General features: G+C 58.8%; 15 protein-coding genes and 1 pseudogene. 8 read left to right on the forward strand and 8 right to left on the reverse strand.

All coding sequences use genetic code 11. The annotated features are described in order from the left end of the window. Positions 1-4: 4 nt before the first annotated feature. From CIB54_RS15000 to CIB54_RS15025, 6 genes are all read left to right on the forward strand, one after another. Complete coding sequence (locus tag CIB54_RS15000) at positions 5-877, forward strand: LysR family transcriptional regulator (RefSeq protein ID WP_101220170.1); 873 nt, start codon at positions 5-7, stop codon at positions 875-877. 220 nt (positions 878-1,097) lie between these two features. Next, positions 1,098-2,162 (forward strand): putative 2-aminoethylphosphonate ABC transporter ATP-binding protein, encoded by a 1,065-nt coding sequence (locus tag CIB54_RS15005; RefSeq protein WP_101220171.1) that lies wholly within the window; start codon positions 1,098-1,100, stop codon positions 2,160-2,162. 1 nt (position 2,163) lies between these two features. Further along, positions 2,164-3,876, forward strand: a complete 1,713-nt coding sequence (locus CIB54_RS15010) for a putative 2-aminoethylphosphonate ABC transporter permease subunit (RefSeq protein ID WP_101220172.1) — start codon at positions 2,164-2,166, stop codon at positions 3,874-3,876. 20 nt (positions 3,877-3,896) lie between these two features. After that, a complete protein-coding gene (locus CIB54_RS15015; protein ID WP_101220173.1) occupies positions 3,897-4,919 on the forward strand; it encodes a putative 2-aminoethylphosphonate ABC transporter substrate-binding protein in 1,023 nt (340 codons plus the stop codon). A gap of 125 nt (positions 4,920-5,044) precedes the next feature. Beyond that, entirely contained in the window at positions 5,045-6,184 is a 1,140-nt protein-coding gene (locus CIB54_RS15020; RefSeq protein ID WP_101220174.1) for a TIGR03364 family FAD-dependent oxidoreductase, read from the forward strand. A gap of 55 nt (positions 6,185-6,239) precedes the next feature. After that, positions 6,240-6,872, forward strand: a complete 633-nt coding sequence (locus CIB54_RS15025) for a hypothetical protein (RefSeq protein ID WP_232790552.1) — start codon at positions 6,240-6,242, stop codon at positions 6,870-6,872. A 30-nt stretch (positions 6,873-6,902) separates the two neighbouring features. Here CIB54_RS15025 and CIB54_RS15030 read toward each other — a convergent pair whose 3' ends face one another. Together CIB54_RS15030 and CIB54_RS15035 are read right to left on the reverse strand one after the other, a co-directional pair. After that, the gene (locus CIB54_RS15030) at positions 6,903-8,282 is read right to left on the reverse strand and encodes a DUF3482 domain-containing protein (RefSeq protein ID WP_101220176.1); all 1,380 of its coding nucleotides are present in this window, start codon (positions 8,280-8,282) and stop codon (positions 6,903-6,905) included. Further along, positions 8,275-9,654: a DUF2868 domain-containing protein gene (locus tag CIB54_RS15035; protein WP_101220177.1), complete on the reverse strand. Its 1,380-nt coding sequence runs from the start codon at positions 9,652-9,654 to the stop codon at positions 8,275-8,277. The genes CIB54_RS15030 and CIB54_RS15035 overlap by 8 nt, the downstream gene beginning before the upstream one ends. Before the next feature lie 90 nt (positions 9,655-9,744). On the opposite strand from CIB54_RS15035, the gene CIB54_RS15040 reads away from it, so the two are divergent. After that, entirely contained in the window at positions 9,745-10,257 is a 513-nt protein-coding gene (locus tag CIB54_RS15040; protein WP_065949636.1) for a dihydrofolate reductase, read from the forward strand. A gap of 85 nt (positions 10,258-10,342) precedes the next feature. Here the strand turns inward: CIB54_RS15040 and CIB54_RS15045 are convergent, their stop codons facing one another. Next, positions 10,343-11,734 (reverse strand): L-cystine transporter, encoded by a 1,392-nt coding sequence (locus CIB54_RS15045; RefSeq protein WP_101220178.1) that lies wholly within the window; start codon positions 11,732-11,734, stop codon positions 10,343-10,345. A 241-nt stretch (positions 11,735-11,975) separates the two neighbouring features. Here CIB54_RS15045 and CIB54_RS15050 point away from each other — a divergent pair, with 241 nt between their 5' ends. Beyond that, a complete protein-coding gene (locus CIB54_RS15050; protein ID WP_101220179.1) occupies positions 11,976-13,034 on the forward strand; it encodes a phosphorylcholine phosphatase in 1,059 nt (352 codons plus the stop codon). 220 nt (positions 13,035-13,254) lie between these two features. Here CIB54_RS15050 and CIB54_RS15055 read toward each other — a convergent pair whose 3' ends face one another. From CIB54_RS15055 to CIB54_RS15075, 5 genes and pseudogenes are all read right to left on the reverse strand, one after another. Next, positions 13,255-14,712 (reverse strand): hypothetical protein, encoded by a 1,458-nt coding sequence (locus CIB54_RS15055; protein WP_101220180.1) that lies wholly within the window; start codon positions 14,710-14,712, stop codon positions 13,255-13,257. Positions 14,713-14,878: 166 nt separating this feature from the next. After that, positions 14,879-16,720 carry a dihydroxy-acid dehydratase gene (gene ilvD, locus CIB54_RS15060; RefSeq protein ID WP_101220181.1) on the reverse strand — a complete coding sequence of 614 codons (1,842 nt, stop codon included), beginning with the start codon at positions 16,718-16,720 and terminating at the stop codon, positions 14,879-14,881. Between the two features lie 226 nt (positions 16,721-16,946). Then, complete coding sequence (locus tag CIB54_RS15065) at positions 16,947-18,155, reverse strand: multidrug effflux MFS transporter (RefSeq protein ID WP_101220182.1); 1,209 nt, start codon at positions 18,153-18,155, stop codon at positions 16,947-16,949. Further along, positions 18,148-19,113, reverse strand: a complete 966-nt coding sequence (locus CIB54_RS15070) for a diiron oxygenase (protein ID WP_065949635.1) — start codon at positions 19,111-19,113, stop codon at positions 18,148-18,150. The genes CIB54_RS15065 and CIB54_RS15070 overlap by 8 nt, the downstream gene beginning before the upstream one ends. 11 nt (positions 19,114-19,124) lie before the next feature. Then, positions 19,125-20,195: pseudogene (locus tag CIB54_RS15075) on the reverse strand (SagB family peptide dehydrogenase). Positions 20,196-20,242: the final 47 nt, after the last annotated feature.

Genomic DNA, 20,242 nt, shown 5'->3' on the forward strand with positions numbered 1-20,242 from the left:
CGGTGTGCTGAGTGCTGAGCTGAAGGCGTTTTACAAGGTCGCCCGCCTGGGCAGCATCACCCAGGCGGCGAAAAAACTCGGCCTGAGCCAGCCCACGGTCACCACCCAGATTCGCAACCTGGAAAGCCAATACGGCGTTGAACTGTTCTACCGTGGCGGTCGCCGTCTGACGGTGAGCGATGAAGGCGCGCGGCTGTTGCCGATGGTCAAGGCGCTGTTGCAACAGGAAGCGGATATCGAGTTTTTCCTGCGTAACAACGGCCAGGTTCAAGGTGCCTTGCGCATTGCTGCGACGGCGCCGTACTACATTCTCGATCTGGTCAAAGCCTTTCGCGAACGCCTGCCGCAAGTGCAAGTGTCGGTGGAAATCGGCAACTCCCAGCAGGTGCTCGAAGCGCTGGACGACTACCGCGTTGACGTTGCCGCCTCGTCGCAATTGCTGGAAGACTCCCGTCTGGTGCGCCGCGTGCTGGGCACTGATCCTCTGGTATTGGCGGTGCATCGCAACCATCCGTTGGCCAGGCTTGATCATGTGCCGTTGACTGCGCTGGCCGGGCATACGCTGCTGATGCGTGAAGCGGGGTCCACCACCCGCAGGCTGACGGAAGACATGCTCCAGGGGGCTGGCGTCAGCTACGGGCCGCTGCTGGAAATCGGCAGTCGTGAGTCGATCCGCGAGGCGGTGCTGCGCAATATCGGCATCAGCATCATTGCGCGACAGGAAGTGCCGCATGATCCACAGCTGAAGGTGCTGACCCTTGAGAATGCGCCGCAGATTCCGGAGTATCTGTACTGCCTCAAGGAGCGCAAAGGTGCGCGACTGCCGGCGGCTTTCCTTGGCCTGGCTCAGGAAATGTCGCCACTTCAGGTGTTGTGACTGGCTTGAGGGCCTATCGGGGGCAAGCCCCCTCCCACAGTTGGCCGAGTTCCAACATGAGAATGTGGTCAAAATGTGGGAGGGGGCTTGCCCCCGATAGCGGTAGATCAGGCACAACCCAAATCCACCAATACCGCTATCACGCCCTTTTGCCCTTCTGCCACATCAGCGAAGTATTCCGCCCCTAGCATGGCCTTCATCCGATCGATGAGGCGCCACCATGCACACAGCCCTGACCCACCCCGGCGCACCGATGAAGGTGCGCGGCATCCAGAAACGCTTCGGCGCCTTTACCGCGCTGGACAACGTGTCGCTGGATGTCGCCGCCGGCGAGCTGGTGTGCCTGCTGGGCCCGTCCGGCTGCGGCAAGACCACCATGCTGCGCTGCATCGCCGGCCTTGAGCGCCAGGACGGCGGCGAAATTTACCTGGGTGACCGCAATGTTTCCCGGCTGCCGCCCCAGGCGCGGGACTACGGCATCTTGTTCCAGTCCTACGCGCTGTTTCCCAATCTGACCGTAGAAGCGAACATCGGCTACGGCCTTACCGGCAGCGGTCGCGATGAGGTGCGCAAGCGTGTCGGGCAGATGCTTGAACTGGTCGGCCTGCTCGGCAGCGAAAAGAAATACCCCGGCCAATTGTCCGGCGGGCAACAGCAGCGAGTAGCCCTGGCGCGTGCCCTGGCACCGGCACCTTCGTTATTGCTGCTGGATGAACCGATGTCCGCCCTCGATGCCCAGGTTCGCGAGCATCTGTGCACCGAACTGCGCCAACTGCAACGACGCCTGGGCATCACCACGCTGATGGTCACCCACAATCAGGACGAAGCCATGCTGATGGCCGACCGTATCGCCGTGATGAACAACGGCAAGGTCGAGCAATACGCGACGCCCCAGGATATCTACAACCGCCCGGCCACGCCGTTCGTGGCGGAGTTTGTCGGCCAGGGCAATTGGTTGCCGTTCAGCCGCAACAGCGCCAGCCACGCCCAGGTCGGTGGGCTGAATATGCGTCTGGCCGACGACGCCGGCATGGCCACATCCGGGCGCCTGTTCTGCCGACCGGAAGCCATCAGCGTGAATCCGCCGGTGCATGAAGAAAACCTGTTTGCGGCCAAGGTCCGCGAGATCACTTTTCTGGGCAACCGCTGCCGCATGAGCTTCGAACTGGCGCAGCTACCGGGCCACGCATTGCTGGCCGAACTTGCGCCACACGACATGCCGCGCCTGGGCAGCCAGGATATCTGGGTGGCGTTGCCGCCGCGCAGCCTGCAGGTGTTTGCCTGAGATGGCTGCGGTCATGAGCGTGCCGCTGTCGCGTCAGATGGCCCGCGCCGAGTGGGGCGACCGCCTCTTCGTGGTCGGCGGCAAATGGCTCTGGCTGGGCCTGTTGGTGGTGGCGGTGCTGCTGCCGCTGCTGGCGATCTTCTGGCGTGGCTTGAGCAGTGAAGCCGGGCAGGGCGGTGGTCTGATCGCCGCACGGGCATTGCTGACCAGCGCCAATTTCCACTGGTTGCTGGGCAATAGCCTGAAAGTCTCCTTGAGCGTAGCGGCCATCGTCGTACCGCTGGCCTATCTGTTTGCCTACGCGCTGCAGCGCACCTTGATTCCCGGCAAAGTCATCTGGCGCGGCGTGTCGCTGCTGCCATTGATGGCGCCCTCGATGTTACCGGGCATCGCGTTGGTGTATCTGTTCGGCAACCAGGGGCTCTTGCGCGGGTTGCTCTCGGACAATATCTACGGCTTCTGGGGCATTGTTCTGGGCGAAGTGATTTACACCTTCCCACACGCCCTGATGATTCTGCTGTCCGCCTTGTCGCTGGCGGATGCGCGCTTGTTCGACGCCGCCTCCAGCATGGGCGCCAGCCCCGCTCGGGCGTTTCGCAGCATCACCTGGCCGGCCACGCGCCAGGCGGTGTTCGCGGCGTTCTGCCTGGTGTTTACCCTGACCATCACCGACTTCGGCGTGCCGGTGGTGGTAGGTGGGGACTACCAGGTGCTGGCGTTGGAAGCCTACAAGGCCGTGGTCGGTCAGCAACAATTCGGGCGTGGCGCGTTGATCGGCATGGTGCTGCTGTTGCCGGCGCTGTTCAGCTTTGGCGTGGATGCGTGGTTGCGCCGCCGTCACGGTGATGCCATGAGCGGCCGTGCCCAGGTCTTTCAACCGCTGCCGTCGCGTCCAAGGGATGGCTGCTACCTGGCAATCGTGCTGCTGATCTGCGCGGCGCTGCTGCTGGTGTTCGGCATGGCGGTGTATTCCTCGCTGGTCAAATTCTGGCCCTATAACCTGTCGCTGTCGCTCAACCACTATCAGTTCGAAGACACCGCCGGCGGCGGTTGGCTGGCCTATCGCAACAGCCTGACCATGGCGCTGTGCACGGCGCTGATCGGCAGTGTGCTGATCTTCACCGGCGCCTATTTGATGGAAAAGACCAAGGGCCAAACGGGCCTGAATCTGGCCCTGCGCCTGCTCAGCTTTGTGCCGATGGCCGTGCCGGGCCTGGTGCTCGGCCTGGGCTACGTATTCTTTTTCAACCTCGGCGGCAACCCGCTGCATGTGTTCTACGGCAGCATGGCGCTGCTGGTGGTGTGCACCATTGCTCACTACCTGACCACTGCACAAATGACCGCCACCACCGCACTGCGCCAGCTGGACGCCGAGTTCGAAGCCGCCGCGTTGTCCCTCAAGGCGCCGCTCTACCGCCATTACCTGAAAGTGACGGTGCCGATCTGCCTGCCCGCGTTGCTGGATATTCTGCGTTACCTGTTCGTGTCGGCAATGACCACCGTCTCCGCTGCGATCTTTCTCTACAGCCCCGACACCCTCCTCGCCGCCGTCGCCGTATTGAACATGGACGACGCCGGCAATGTGGGCGGCGCGGCGGCCATGTCGACCCTGATTCTGTTCACCTCGGGCGGTGTCTCGCTGCTGCTGGCGTGGGCTTCACGTGGCGCCTTGCGCCGCTCCCAGGCCTGGCGCCAGACCGCGCCCGGACAATGATCCTTCAAAGGAGGTATTCCATGTTCAAACCCCTGGCGCTGGTCGCTGCCGTACTCACTGCATTGAGCCTGAATGCCTTTGCCAAGACTGAGCTGACCGTGTACACGGCGCTCGAAGCCGAACAGTTGAAGACCTACAAAAAGGCCTTCGAACAGGCCAACCCCGACGTCGAGATCAAGTGGGTGCGCGACTCCACCGGCATCATCACCGCCAAGCTGCTGGCCGAGAAAGACCGCCCACAGGCTGACGTGGTCTGGGGTTTGGCCGCCTCCAGCCTGGCGATACTCGACCAGCAAGGCCTGCTGGACAACTACGCGCCCAAGGATTTGGACAAGATCGGCAAAAACTACCGCGACACCGCCAACCCGCCGGCCTGGGTCGGTATGGATGTATGGGCTGCGACCATTTGCTTCAACACGGTGGAGGCCGAAAAGCAGGGCCTGAGCAAACCGGTGAGCTGGCAGGACCTGACCAAGCCTGAGTACAAGGGCAAGATCGTGATGCCCAACCCGGCCTCCTCCGGCACCGGCTTCCTGGACGTGAGCGCCTGGTTGCAGACCTTCGGTGAGAAGCAGGGCTGGCAGTACATGGACGACCTGCACCAGAACATCGGCCAGTACGTTCACTCCGGCTCCAAGCCGTGCAAGTTGGCGGCATCCGGTGAGTTCCCGATCGGGATTTCGTTTGAATACCCGGCCGTGCAGTTGAAGCGCCAGGGCGCACCGCTGGACATCATCCTGCCGAAAGAGGGCCTGGGCTGGGAGATCGAAGCGACGGCGGTGATCAAGGGCACGACCCATGCCGAGGCTGCGAAAAAACTCGCGGACTTCTCTGCAAGCCCGGCGGCGATGGCGCTGTACAAGGACAATTTCGCCGTGCTCGCCCAACCGGGGATCGCCAAGCCGCAGACCGAATTGCCGGCCGACTATGAGCAACGGTTGATCAAGAACGACTTTGTGTGGGCGTCGAAGAATCGCGACAGCATCCTGGCTGAGTGGCGCAAGCGTTATGACGGGAAGTCGGAGAAGGTGGCGGGTCAGTAATTTCTCGGTTTGGGCTGATGGCCTCATCGGGGGCAAGCCCCCTCCCACTCTTGATCTGCAAACACGGTTCAAATGTGGGAGGGGGCTTGCCCCCGATAGCGGTCTTGAAAACAGGACATCACTACATGACACACCACAGCGACCTGCTGATTGTCGGCGCCGGCATCCTCGGCCTCTCCCACGCCTATGCTGCCGCCAAACGCGGTCTCAAGGTCAAGGTCTTCGAACGCAGCGCCACACCATTGGGCGCTTCGGTGCGCAACTTCGGCCAGGCGCTGGTCACCGGCCAACCGCCGGGGCCGATGCTCGATCTTGCGCGGCAAAGCCGCGCTATCTGGGGGCATTGGGCGCAGGTGGCCGGGTTTGCGCTCAAGCGCAATGGCGCCTACCTGTTCGCCCGTACCGAAGCCGAAGCGCACCTGCTCGAAGCCTTTTGCCTCGGGCGTGCCCGCGAGCACGGCTACAACGTCGAGCTGCTGCAAGGCGCGGCCTTGAATGACCTGTACGGTGGCCAATTCCGCCATCACCGCGCCGCGCTGCATGGCAGGGACGACCAGCAACTCTATTCGCGCGAAGCGATCCCGGCGCTGATCAACTATTTGGCGCAAGCGCTGAACGTGGAGTTTCACTTTTCCACCCTGGTGCATGATGTCGAGCCGGGCCAGTTGCACAGCACGGCGGGGCGTTTTCGCGGCGAGCAGATCATTGTGTGTTCCGGTCACGACTACCAGACCCTGCTGGCCGAATCGATGGCCGCACTCAACCCGCAAGTCTGCCGCCTGCAAATGCTGCGGGCACGGCCGGCGTTGAATCTGGACCTGCAACATGCCTTGCTGACCGGCCTCAGTTGCGTGCATTACGGTGCGTTTGCCGACTTGCCCGAGGCCGCCGCGGTACAGGCGCAGATCCTGCGCGAAACGCCGCACCTGCAGGCGCACGGGATTCACCTGCTGATCAGCCCCACGCCCCATGGCGACTTGATCATCGGCGATTCCCACGATTACGGCAGCGATGCATCGCCCTTCAACGCCGAGCAGGTCGATGACTGGCTGATCGAGCTGGCCGAGCAGACCCTCGGCTGCAAAATCCAGGTGGTGGAGCGTTGGCAGGGCGTGTATGGCTCGCGTGGGCCGGCGCCGTTTTCGGTCTTGCAGGTGGCTGCGGGGCTCAATGTTGTGCTCATGCATACCGGCGTAGGCATGAGTGTGGGGCCGGCGCTGGCCGAGCGAAACATCGCAGCGTTGTGGGGAACGGTGTCACCATGAGGGCCAAGGCACTACGGTTTTTGGTTGCCTTCAAGAGATTGGCGCAATTCAGACGGTGGACGCGGACGCAGCGTCTGGAATCAACATTGCAGCGCTCAGTAAGGTGCTTGCTCTGATCAACGGAGCCGTACTGATGCGTTATTTAAAAGCCACCGCCCAGGATCGTGGTGGCAACGGCCTGGCTGACACCGTGATTCTGCATTTCTATGAAAGCTCCCCCAATGGCATCGATCAGTTATGCCATGAAGCGGTGGCTGTTGATATGAATGCCGATAAAGCGGTGGATTTCCAATTCGCCGGGGACATTAATTTCGACGGGCAAAGCAATGTCATTGATAGTTACCTGCTCAAGGCGTTCGCTAATACCTTTTTGCAATTGCACTGGTTCAACAGGGGGGAAAGTCGGCAGCGTACGCTGGTCATTGCCGCGATCCAGGACGATCAGGAGAGTCCGCCCAGCGGCGTTCAACTGAACTTCCTGGACCGCCGCAGCCCGGTGCGCAAAGCCACGCTGGCTTACCAGGCTGCTGGCTATGATGCCGACGGTAATGGGGTGCTGGAGTCTTTCAGCCGTACCGATATGGATAGAAACGGCGTGATCGACAGGGCTGACAAGGCATTGGTCAGCTCGATGTGCCGTAACTTCCTGGCGTTCAAATGGTACGACCAACGCGTCAGCGGGACTTGATGTGGCCATTGCGCCGCGAGACGCCAGGCCTCAAGGCGTCAGCACGGGGTCTTCAAGCAGGGCGGACAATGCTTCGACCTGCTCCTGACGTTCCGTCTGGCTCAGTTTGGCGTGGGCGTTGAGCGACGACCACTGCGGATAGGCTCGGGCCTTGTTCAGCGGTTCCGGCATTTTACCTTCGCGCCACGTCTTGTCCTGGGGGGTATCGACCTTGATGCTATGCATCGCCGCATGCCCGCGCAGGTTCAAGGCCTTGAGCAACTGGCGCTGGCGCAGGGCGAGCAGGCGCAGCACGCTGTCATCCACAGTCAGCTCGCGCTGGCCTTTGATCTTGCCCAGCAGGCGGCTGCCATAACTGCGCGCCGTTTGCAGCGCGCCGCCGGCAATTGCACCGGCCAGGGCGGCAGCGCCCAGGGTCAGGCCTCCGACCAGCAGGTCGACACCGGCACCGGCCGCTGCGCCTGCGGCAATCCCGCCCCCGACCCGCACACCGAGCTGCTTGAGGGTTTCGGGGTTGAACAAATCATCGCCCCAGCGGCCATCCAGCAGCGGCAGGTCGCTGGCGGCGGCATCCTGCGGGCGGAAGCCGAACAGCTTGAGCAGAGCCTCAACACACTTTTGCTCGCGCTGGCGCACGGCCTTGCGTAAATCGCTGATGGCTTGGGGTTCATCTTCGGTCACCACACTGCGGCGGCAGGCGGCACAGTCAATCAGCAATTCGGCGATCAAGCGCGCGGCGCTTTGCTGGCGGGCCTGGCGCTGGGCCTCCTGATCAAGGATCAGCCGTTGCAACTGCGGTCGTGCGCTTTCCAGCAGCAGGGCCAGGCTTTCGTACAATCGGCGCTCGCCATCTTCCGGCGGCGCCACGCTGTCGAAACGCACCAGCGCATGCAGGCCGAGGCGGGCCAGGGCTTCGCGCCAGTCCGGTTCGCGGTGGTCGGCGCTGCTGACGAAATTGAGCACCGGCAGCAATGGTTTGCCGCAACTGGCCAGCACTTGCAGCTCGTCGCGGTACTTGGCCAGCACGGGCTCGCGGGCATCGATCACATACAGGCCCGCGTCCGAGGCCAGCAGTTGGCGCAGCACCTTGGCTTCCTGTTCGAAACGTTGGCGCGCCTCGCTGCCCTCCAGAAACCGCGCCAGGCGTGCCGGACCATCGAGGCGTTCACCGGGGCGGTCCAGACGTTCCAGGTAGTCGAGCAGGGCGATGGCATCTTCCAGGCCGGGGGTGTCATACAGCTCCAGCAAGGCTTCGCCGTCCACCGACAAGCGTGCGCCTTCCACATGCCGCGTGGTGCTGGGGCGATGGGAGACTTCGCCAAACCCGACATCGCGGGTCAGGGTGCGCAGCAGCGAGGTCTTGCCCACATTGGTATGGCCGACCACGGCGAGCTTCAGCGGTTTAGTCATGACCTGTCTCCAGCCAGTTCAGCGGCGCGCAGTCAGCGAAGGGCAGTTCCAGTTGCTGCAGCGCGCTGTGCCAGTCGCCCAGGCGCTCGGCGTCCAGCGCCTGGCCGGGCGACGCTTGCAGCAGCCACACGCGGGTGGCGGTGGCGCTGCGCGCCAGTTCGGCGATCAACGCCAGGCTGCCGCGGTCGGGCGAGCGGCGTGGGTCGCAGGCGATGGCCAGGCGCGCGGGTGGGAAGCGCGTGATCTGCTCCAGCAGTTTGTTGCGCGATTCGCGGCTGTCGAGGATGCCGGCGTTCTTCACATTGCCAGGCATTTTGGGTGGCCAGGGACGCTGGTCGTCCAGTTCGATGGCGACCAGCAGCGCGCCATCGCTTTGCAGCTCGCTGACGCCTCCGGTCACGTGGTGCAGGTGTTCCGGCGCCGCATCATTGACGCCCAGCCGCTCGCTGCTGGGCATCAGGCGTTCGCGCAGTTGGGCGTAGCCGGGCAGGTTGAGGTCCAGACGCAACGCCGCACGCCCGATCTTCCAGCGCCACAGGCAGAGCAGGGCGAGGATCAGCCGGGGCAGCAGGCCGTAGACCAGCAATACGCCTACCAACCAGGCGGCCCAGGCTTGGCGGGCGCTTTCGATATTCAGGGCGGAATCGCCGCTGGCGCGGATCATTTCAACTGTCGGTACAGTGAAGCCGAGCAGGGCGGGCAGGGTGCCGAGGGCCTGGGTGACGGCGATGAAGGTGTCGGCACCGAGTATGGTGGTTTCCCACACAAAGCCGTAACGCCGGGTGGCGAGCAGCATCAGCAAAATCACCATCGCGCTGAGCAGCGCCAGCAACCACAGGCTATTGACCAGCACACCGACCGCCCAGCGGTTGAGTTTCTGGCGTTGCAGCAACAGCAGCAGCGCCGGCGCCAGTTGCGCGGCCTTGGCGTCGCGGGCGAGTTTTTCACTGAGCCACAGCCACAGGCGACCGAGGCTGGCACTGTGTTCGCCGGCAAACACCAGGCCCAGGGCCCAACTGAGCAGCACAATCAGGTTCAGGCCGAGCAGGCTGCCCAGGGCCCAGAACACATTCACCGGCGCCAGGCCGTTGCCCAGCGCGGCAAACGCCAGGCCGGCGCCGCTGATAACCGCGACTATCGCCAGCAGTACCAGGGCCAGGCGCGCGCCTTGCAACCAGCGAGTGAGCGCGCCCGTCAGGCCATCGCGTTCGGCCAGGTGCAGCGCGCGATGCACGATGCGCGTCGGCAAATCACCGCCGCCCGTGCGGGCCAGCCGGTTGGCTTCGAGGTCCTCCAGGGGCCCGGCGTGTTCTTCGCGCAGGCGCACGGCTTCGGTCAGCCAGAGTGTGTGCAGCGGGTTCAGTGCAGTCACGCGCCATCCTGTTGTGTTCGTGAGGTTGGAGCATAACCGCTGTGCGCCCTGTTGGGGAAAGCTGCGCGGGGCTCTGGTATGCTCGTGGCCATGAAAAAAACTCTCCCTTTAAGCCTGATCGCAGCCCTCGGTGAAAACCGCGTGATCGGCGTCGACAACAGCATGCCCTGGCATTTGCCGGGGGATTTCAAATATTTCAAGGCCACCACCCTGGGCAAGCCGATCATCATGGGGCGCAAGACCTGGGATTCCCTGGGCCGACCATTGCCGGGGCGGCTGAATATTGTGGTCAGCCGTCAGACCGACCTGGCGCTCGAAGGTGCGGAAGTTTTTCCGTCGTTGGAGGCGGCGATAGCGCGCGCTGAGGAATGGGCCAAGGCCCAAGGCGTGGACGAGCTGATGTTGATCGGCGGCGCGCAGTTGTATGCGCAGGGGCTGGCGCAGGCGGATCGTCTGTACCTGACGCGGGTGGCGTTGAGCCCGGAGGGGGATGCGTGGTTTCCGGCGTTTGATGCGAACCAATGGACGTTGGTGTCGAATCTGCAGAACCCAGCCGACGGTGATAAGCCGGCTTACAACTTCGAAGTCTGGGAAAAAGGTTAAAAGCATCGGGGGCAAGCCCCCTCCCACACTTGAATGTATTCACAAATCAAAATGTGGGAGGGGGCTTGCCCCCGATAGCGGTCTATCAGACCTGCGCTAATTCAGCATGCTCATCGGCATCGAGCAGCGCCTTATCCGTCTGCCCCATGATCTGGCTGGTAATCGCCCCTGCCGTCATCGAGCCATTCACGTTCAGCGCCGTACGGCCCATGTCGATCAGCGGCTCCACGGAAATCAGCAGCGCCACCAGTGACACCGGCAAACCCATGGCCGGCAGTACGATCAAGGCCGCGAAGGTCGCACCACCGCCCACGCCCGCCACACCCACCGAACTCAGGGTCACAATCGCTACCAGCGTGGCGATCCACAGCGGGTCCAGCGGATTGATGCCGACGGTCGGCGCGACCATCACCGCCAACATCGCGGGATAGAGGCCTGCGCAGCCGTTCTGGCCGATGGTCGCACCAAACGACGCGGCGAAACCGGCAACGGACTGCGGGATACCCAGGCGGCGGGTCTGCGCTTCAATACTCAAGGGGATCGAGGCGGCGCTGGAGCGGCTGGTAAAGGCAAAGGTCAGTACCGGCCAGACCTTGCGCAAGAAGCGCAGCGGATTGACCCCGGCCAGCGACAGTAACAGGCCATGCACCACAAACATCATGCCCAGGGCCAGGTACGACACTACGACAAAGCTGCCGAGCTTGATGATGTCCTGCAGGTTGGAGCTGGCGACCACCTTGGTCATCAGCGCCAGCACACCATACGGGGTCAGCTTCATGACCAGGCGCACCAGGCGCATCACCCAGGCTTGCAGGGTGTCGATGGCGTTGAGCACCTTCTGGCCTTTTTCCACGTCATCCTTGAGCAGTTGCAGCGCGGCAACCCCCAGGAACGCGGCGAAAATCACCACGCTGATGATCGACGTCGGCTTGGCCCGGGCCAGGTCGGCGAACGGGTTGGCCGGCACGAACGACAGCAGCAATTGCGGGATATTCAGGTCGGCGACCTTGCCCGCGTAATCGTTCTGGATCACTTGCAGGCGCGCCATTTCCTGGGTGCCGGCGACCAGCCCTTCGGCGGTCAGGCCGAACAGGTTGGTCAGGCCGATACCGATCAGCGCTGCGATCGCGGTGGTGAACAGCAGGGTGCCGATGGTCAGGAAGCTGATCTTGCCCAGGGACGAGGCGTTGTGCAGGCGCGCCACGGCGCTGAGGATCGAGGCGAACACCAGCGGGATCACGATCATTTGCAGCAATTGCACATAGCCATTGCCGACCAGGTCGAACCAGCCGATGGAGGCCTTGAGCACCGGGTGACCGGCCCCATAGATGGCGTGCAGCACCACGCCGAACACCACGCCAAGTACCAGGGCGAACAGGACCTTCTTGGCGAGGCTCCAGTTCGTACGGCCGGTTTGTGCCAGGCCCAGCAACAGGGCCACGAACACCAGTAAGTTGAGAATCAGGGGAAGATTCATTGAAGCTCCGTTGAGAAGGCAGCCAATCGCGTGAGCCTGCGATTGCGAACCGGGAAGCCTAACAGCTTGAAATATATTGATTTAATACCGATATGGAATGGCCACTGTCGTTTTTGGAATAAGCGTTTGACGCTCTGACATACGACTGTGGCGGAATCAGGACGCACAGGGTCGGGCTCGACACGGGAACTGTCACAGGGATTTGTTAGCGTCGATGTCTCTCATTCAGGAAGAAACGCTTATGAAGCTCGCGCCGAAATTGCTTGCCGCCGCTCTTTGCCTCGGGCTTGCCAGCCAGGCGTTCGCCGCCACCGAGTTGAAACACTGGCCGGCGCCTGCCGCCAAACAGTTGAACGAGATGATCGCCGCCAATGCCAACAAGGGTAACTTCGCGGTGTTCGACATGGACAACACCAGCTACCGCTACGACCTTGAAGAGTCCCTGCTGCCGTACATGGAAAACAAGGGCCTGATCACCCGCGACAGCCTCGATCCGTCGCTCAAGCTGATGCCGTTCAAAGACACCGCCGACCATAAGGAAAGCCTGTTCAGTTACTACTATCGCCTCTGCGAAGTGGACGACATGGTGTGCTACCCGTGGGTGGCCCAGGTGTTTTCCGGGTTTACTCTCAAGGAACTCAAGGTCCAGGTTGACGAGTTGATGGCCTCCGGCAAACCCGTGCCCGTCAGCTATTTTGAAGGCGACACGGTGAAGACGTCCGAGGTGCCGCCACCGAAAGTTTTCACCGGCCAGGCCGAGCTGTACAACAAGCTGATGGAGAACGGCATCGAGGTGTACGTGATGACCGCCGCCTCCGAGGAGCTGGTGCGCATGGTCGCCGCCGACCCGAAGTACGGCTACAACGTCAAACCCGAGAATGTGATCGGTGTGACCACCCTGCTCAAGGACCGCACCACAGGCGAACTGACCACCGCGCGCAAACAGATTGCCGCCGGCAAGTATGACGAGAAGGCCAACCTCGGCCTGGAACTGACGCCTTACCTATGGACCCCGGCGACCTGGATGGCCGGCAAGCACGCGGCGATCCTCACCTATATCGACGAATGGAAGAAACCGGTGATTGTTGGCGGCGACACGCCGACCAGCGATGGCTACATGCTTTTCCACGACGTGGATGTGGCCAAGGGCGGCATTCACCTATGGATCAACCGCAAGGACAAATACATGACCCAACTTAACGGCATGATCGCCAAGCACGCGGCAGCGCAGGCCAAGGAAGGGTTGCCGGTAACGGCGGACAAGAACTGGGTGATCGTCAAACCGCAAGACATCCAGTAGCCGGCAGGGCGCAATACAATGTGGGAGGGGGGGCGACGATTCGACTTGCCCCCGATGGCGGTCGACCAGTCAGTTCATCCTTGGCTGACACGCCCCTATCAAGGGCAGGCCCCCACCCACCGTTGATCGTGTTTGTCAGTGTGATTTTTCAGGCAAAAAAATTGCCGCAGCCCAGTGCGGGGCATTGATGTTAAGCGTTAAAACAGCACCTGTAACCTTACTACCCAGAGCGCGACGTGTTTAATAATTTGCAGGCTTCAAGTACGTTCTGATACGCGTGATTCACGGCGTCGGCATTATAGTGGTCCGCACTTGCCAGCTGATTGAAACATAGGGGTGTGAAGTCTTTCTTATCGTCATACGAAAACACCGTATAGGCTTCGTTAAGGGAGTGGCCTCCACTGAAGGTGAGATAGGCGGCTGTCAGGGCTTTCGCATGTTCCATGGAGAATACCTGGCCGTCCTCGGCCAGTTTTTTAAATAAATGGTTCAACAGGTTAGTGCTGCCGGACATGCCGATGCCGATTGAGCGCTCGGCGTGCAGCGCGGCTCGATTGTGTGAGGTTATGCCCAGTGTGGCAGGTTGATAACGGTCGATAGGCCTGATGCCCAGGGTACCCGGCAGATGGGTCTGTTGGTGGGGCGCTGATTGATGAGGTAGCAACAGCCCATATTGGTCGCTGCGAAAGTTTCTATTTTTCAGAGATTTAATCAGCTGCCGCTGGTCGTTGATGACATTCTCATAGTGCTGTGTCGCCACGTTGGTCAGGGGGTTTAAGTTGGGGGCCGCCAGCATATATTTCACCGCCAGCGACAAGGTCAGCGCAATGGCATGCGGGTCGCTGCTATGCAGCATGGCGGCAAAGTTCTGCGGCTCGGGATTCTGAAGGAACTTTTGAGATTCGCTGATCTGCTCGCGCCAGCCGGGTGGGTCAGCCCGCATCCGCCGATGGATGTCCTCGCACAGAACGTGTTGCGTGGTGGGGTGGTAACTATTGAAGTCCTTTAGCAGTGTGCGCGTCAGTATCTCATTGATAGTGTGCGATTCCGGCGAGGGATGATGAATAACGTATTCCGAAAAGGCCGTATCGAACAGGCGTCCATAGTAATTGTCATTGCGCTTGGTGATATAAAACTCCTTTTCCAAGGTAGTCGATATCGTCTCTATCTGCGCGATCAATGCCTGGTTTTTTTCCGGTTCGGATGACAGTTCGAGCTGAAGCTGCTCAATAAGAGCGTGCGTAATTTCTTTTGAACTCTCGTTACCCAGCCAGCTTGATTTCAGGTTCTCGATGATAGGTGTTTTGACAGCGGCATCCAGTGCCGACTCTGCCACCGCCAGCGTCAACGCCAGCAGTACTTCCTTGGGTGTCCTTATCAGCTCATCGGCAGGCTGTGGTCGATGAGTCAGGGGAGAGGTGATTGCACCGGCGATGTCTGTAAAGTTTCTGCTCGACAAGTGCTTGGCGTGAACCTTGGTGATCATGCCTCGACTGTCCACCGTGACCATCTCCCTCATCCGAAATGCAGTTTCAGGGCTGATGGTTTTGCCGAGCAAGGTGGCGGCCTTCTCGTCAGGGCATAACCGCCTGATGCCGTTTTGAGAACGCTGAAGTGGAGAGGGGGGGAGTTCTTGGGGCCACACTTCAGCTGAAGAAACGCCGTCCAGTATTTTCATTGTTCCACCTTTTAGCCAAGTCGATCGTCTCGGTTGGTGGGCTATTCGGTGAAAGCGTTCCTGATGTCAGTGCAAGAGACGAGATACGTCAGGCGACTGTATAAAAATGCCCCGCGTGTGCGGGGCATTCTGTCGTGACAACGATTGGGCGAAGGCAGATTAAAACTTACAACCCATCCAGCATTGCCTTGTTGCGCACTGCGCCTTTGTCTGCGCTGGTAGCCAGCAGCGCATAAGCCTTCAGCGCAGTGGTCACTTTACGTGGACGCTTCTCCACCGGCTTCCAGCCTTTCTTATCCTGCTCGACCCGACGCGCCGCCAGTTCTTCATCGCTGATCAACAAGTTGATCGAACGGTTCGGGATGTCGATCAACACCTTGTCGCCATCCTGCACCAGGCCAATCGCGCCACCGGCAGCGGCTTCCGGCGAAGCGTGGCCGATGGACAGGCCCGAAGTGCCGCCGGAGAAGCGGCCGTCGGTGAGCAGGGCGCAGGCCTTGCCCAGGCCTTTGGATTTGAGGTACGACGTGGGGTAGAGCATTTCCTGCATACCCGGGCCGCCTTTCGGGCCTTCGTAGCGGATGATCACGATGTCGCCTTCTTTCACTTCGTCGGCGAGGATGCCGCGCACCGAGCTGTCCTGGCTTTCGTAGATCTTGGCGCGCCCTTCGAAGACGTGGATGGACTCATCCACACCCGCGGTCTTCACCACGCAACCGTCGAGGGCGATGTTGCCATACAGCACGGCCAGGCCGCCTTCTTGCGAGTAGGCGTGCTCGACGCTGCGGATGCAGCCATTTTCACGGTCGTCGTCCAGGGTGTCCCAACGGGTCGACTGGCTGAACGCGGTCTGGGTCGGGATGCCTGCAGGGCCTGCCTTGAAGAAGGTGTGCACGGCTTCGTCGTCGGTCTGGGTGATGTCCCACTTGGCGATGCCGTCGGCGATGGACTTGCTGTGCACAGTCGGCAGGTCAGTGTGCAGCAGGCCGCCACGGGCCAGGGAGCCCAGGATCGAGAAGATCCCGCCGGCGCGGTGCACGTCTTCCATGTGGTACTTCTGGATGTTCGGCGCGACCTTGCACAGTTGCGGCACGTGGCGTGACAGGCGGTCGATGTCGCGCAGGTCGAAGTCGATTTCGGCTTCCTGGGCGGCGGCCAGCAAATGCAGGATGGTGTTGGTGGAACCGCCCATCGCGATGTCCAGGGTCATGGCGTTTTCGAAGGCCTTGAAGTTGGCGATGTTGCGCGGCAGCACCGACTCGTCGTTCTCGGTGTAGTAACGCTTGCACAGCTCGACGATGGTGCGGCCGGCCTGCAGGAACAGTTGCTCGCGGTCGCTGTGGGTGGCCAGTGTGGAACCGTTACCCGGCAAGGCCAGGCCCAGGGCTTCCACCAGGCAGTTCATCGAGTTGGCGGTGAACATGCCGGAGCACGAACCGCAGGTCGGGCAGGCGCTGCGCTCGTATTCCGCGACCTTCTCGTCAGACGCGCTGGAATCGGCCGCGATGACCATGGCGTCGACCAGGTCCAGGCCATGGGAGGCAAGCTTGGTCTTGCCGGCTTCCATCGGGCCGCCGGAGACGAAGATCACCGGAATGTTCAGGCGCAGGGCGGCCATCAACATGCCGGGGGTGATCTTGTCGCAGTTGGAGATGCACACAATGGCGTCGGCGCAGTGGGCGTTGACCATGTACTCCACGGAGTCGGCGATGATCTCGCGGCTCGGCAGCGAATACAGCATGCCGTCATGGCCCATGGCGATGCCGTCGTCCACGGCGATGGTGTTGAATTCTTTTGCCACGCCACCGGCGCGTTCGATCTCGCGGGCGACCAGTTGGCCCAGGTCCTTGAGGTGGACGTGGCCGGGTACGAACTGGGTAAACGAGTTGGCAATCGCGATGATCGGCTTCTTGAAGTCGTCATCCTTCATCCCCGTGGCACGCCACAATGCGCGGGCGCCGGCCATGTTGCGGCCATGGGTGGATGTTTTCGAGCGGTAATCAGGCATTGGAGCACTCCGGGCGGCTAATCGGTATCAAAAGGGAGTGAGCTTCTATTGACGTCTGGAACACTCAGAAAATGGCCGTGTGTCCGGAAGTTGCCACTCGCGTCGCGGGATCGCCGCGTGCTTGGGCCTCGAGCTCATAAACCCGCCGGGGGATGACTGGCGATGAATAGGGCCGATTCTACACCGCTGGCGGCTGGAGGGAATGGCCGCATGTGTATTGGCGGGTTCAACCGACGTTCAGCAATTCCAGGCGACGTGAAATCAATGAATTCAACACGAGGGCCGCTGTACTCAGCAGCAAAAAAGCTAATGCAAGGGTCATCTGCGGGTTATTTGTACTCATGTTGATCAATGCGCTAATCAATCCACCCAGTATAAAAATTAAAGTGTTCCCTGCCGACGCCGCGGTGCCTGCATTTTCCGGAAACACGTCCATAGCTTTAGAGGTAGCGATGGGCCGACAAATGGTAGTTCCGGTGGTGCAGACGATCATTGGGATTAATACTGTCATCGTTGAAAGCTCAAAAGTGCTGGAAAAAAAGAGCATCAATAGCCCAGAACAAAAAATCAGGGCCAAACCGAGCACGATTTGAACCTTGGGCGCCAGCCTATTAGCGAGTATGCGAGCTACGATGCCGCCAGCAATATAGGCCGCGCCGTAAAGTAGCAAGGTTAGTGAGAATTCATAAGTGGATAGCTGCAACTGATCCATGAAGATGAGCGGTGATATGACGATGAATGAAAAGTGGCAGGCGAAAGCAATTGCTGCAATTAGCCAGTAACCGACGAAACTGCGGTTGCTGAGTACCCGTTGATAAGTGCGGAAAATCTCTCCATTCGGGTGATGAGTTACGTGATAATCATCCAATAAAAAAAACGATTTTGACAAAACACCAAGGGCCAATGCGATAAAAAGAAAAAAGCTCCCAGGCCAGTCAAGAAACTGTTGCAGTACACTACCAAGTAGAGGGGATACTGAGATAAAAACTCCGCTTGCCGTGATCATCAGGATCCTCAGTTGGTCTCTTTCTTTACCTTCAAACATATCCTGAACCAACGCCTGTGACAGTACGAAGGAGCCGCAACCGATGGCTTGGACCATTCGAAATATCAGAAACCACCCATATTCGGTCGAGAATACGCAACCGGTGGCACCTACAATGGCTACAACCATCCCTCCAATCAATAACCCCTTGCGGCCTATGATATCTGAGAGTGGCCCGATTAAAAGTTGTGATAGGGAGATGCCGATAGCAAAAAGGCTGATAGAGAACGCAATGTCCGAAGGCTTATTATGAAAGTGTTCAGCTAGTGCGGGAAAAGAAGGGAGTAAGACATCCAGAGGAAAAACACCAAGTAACACCATAGTCATTAATAGAATGATCGCCGATCTTTGTCTTTTTTTGTCACCGACAGCGGTACGTGTCTTATTCATCTATAAGCGCCATGTTTGAGAACAGTTGACGAATCTTAGGTTGTTTAAAAAAACCTGCTTTTTTCAAAGCTTGAAATGTGGGGCTAGCACCTTCGCGAGCGCGAAGAATATGGGCCTGCGGGTCAGCCATCATGGTCAGGATTTGCTTGACAGCGGTCTCACTTAATTGCACGCTTCGTAAACTCCATTCGAGCCATTTTTGATCCGTTTCAAAGAAGATCAGGATAATATCTAAGAGCTGTCTGCCAGATGAGATGCGTTGCTCGTCACTCATTTGAAGCCACAGATAATGAAAAACCTCGCTAAAATAGCGACTGTGCCGGGCCTCGTCAGCTAGGTGCTCTTTGAGCATCTCCTGAACGCAGCAGACTAAAGTTTTTTGATAAACGTCACGTAGGTCCTTTGCAATAATCGTTTCCGATACGAAACCAACTAGAAGCCATGTGATCGATTTCTGCTCATCCGGGGTGGTGTCGATTAATTGATTGAGTTTTATTATTCGTCTGTGCATAGTCGATGGAGTAGTTGTGCCATAAAACTCACTAATTTGTTCGGCAAGCTGGTAGGAAAATAGCGCGTGATAACCTTCATCAGTGTAAAGTTGCAGTGCTGCCGTTTTCATACGAGAAGGTATCGCAAATTCGAGCTCGTCATGAACTATTATCTCTACGGAGCGATTAACAATCCGGTGTTCAAGTAGTGTTGTGTAGTTCAGGAAATTTACTAAGTGATTAGCGCAAAGACGTTTAGTGATGGCTTTATCGGCTAATCTGACTTCAGGATGCCTAAGATAGGGAAGTAGAGCGGGAGGGAACCAATCTCTTGACTCCAGTTGTTTTTCTAGATCTGGAGGCAACTTGTATTGGTAATCACTGGCTCGTACTGATGCGCGGGTGTTCCAGTCCCCAAGAGTGAAGCTGTTTTTCCACAGGCCAGAATCGATGAGCGGCTCAACCATAATTTCTCCCCTCAGCTGTTTAGCAGCGATTTTAGTTCCTTGCACATCACTTGTCCGTCGCTTTTACCGCACCCGACAAAAAATAAAACTTGTTCAGGATTGTTTTCTTCAACTCTTAATAAGGATTCAACTTGATTGTCCGTAAGTGCGCCCGTTAACCAAGTGTTCAATCCCATTGCTATCGCGACGAGTTGATAGGTTTGTGAAATATGGCCAGCTTCGACATAAGCCATTCGATAAGCTCGTGAGTGCTCGTATTTCCACCAGAGTTTGTCAAATCGGCAGGTAATGAAAAGACCTGTCGGGAGGTCGTTAATAAAGTGCTGTCCTGAAAGCACTTGTCCCAATGCTGTATTCAGTTGCGTATTAACGGTGCTTAGAGTGTGGTCGGGTGCGTTGTAAGCGTAAATGCCGGGTTTCAATCCATCTATGTTTTTAGCATAAAGAAAACCTTCACACGCGTTCAGTCCTCCACCGGAAGGGCTACTCCTTCGCGCTTCAAGTCCTTTCGCAACACTTTCATCAATATTATAGGCTCTTTCTTTTAAGTGCCCTAAGCATAAATAAAGTATTGTACTTATGGTTTGCAAGTCCACGGACTCGCCTGTGAATGTACGACAGGTTTTTCGAGTGAATAATGCACTTTGAAGTGATTTTTCTGACAGATTAACAGGTGTTGGTAAACGAATTCATAGAGTGTCAGCTTTGTGTGTGTGAATTCGGGCTGGAGGGGGAGACGTTGATAATGTTTTTTTACAATGGTCTAGGTAGATGTTCGCCCATTCATCAGCGTTTTCGGGCACTTGATCACAAGGTATGTTTTTGGTGCCAATATGGAAAATTTTTGATAACTCATCCCAGCCCCAATTAATTGGCGTAGAAGGTGTGTCTGTCAAAATTTCGGCTTCTAATAGCTGAGTGTCTATTGGGTTTGAATTATCGAAGATTTTTGGATCGTTTATCAGTTTGGTGAGTCGTGCTGAGTATTCTAGATTAAGCTCGTATTGTTTGTGATTTTTATAGTTCCAAACTATCACTGTAGGTGTTTTGGGGAGTATAAATATATAAGGGTTTATATGCATTGCACTGCCTCCGTGCGGAGCGGAAAAAAACGCTGGGTAGCCGGCAC

The organism is Pseudomonas fluorescens (assembly GCF_002837185.1).
GTDB classification, from domain to species: Bacteria; Pseudomonadota; Gammaproteobacteria; order Pseudomonadales; family Pseudomonadaceae; genus Aquipseudomonas; species Aquipseudomonas fluorescens_AM.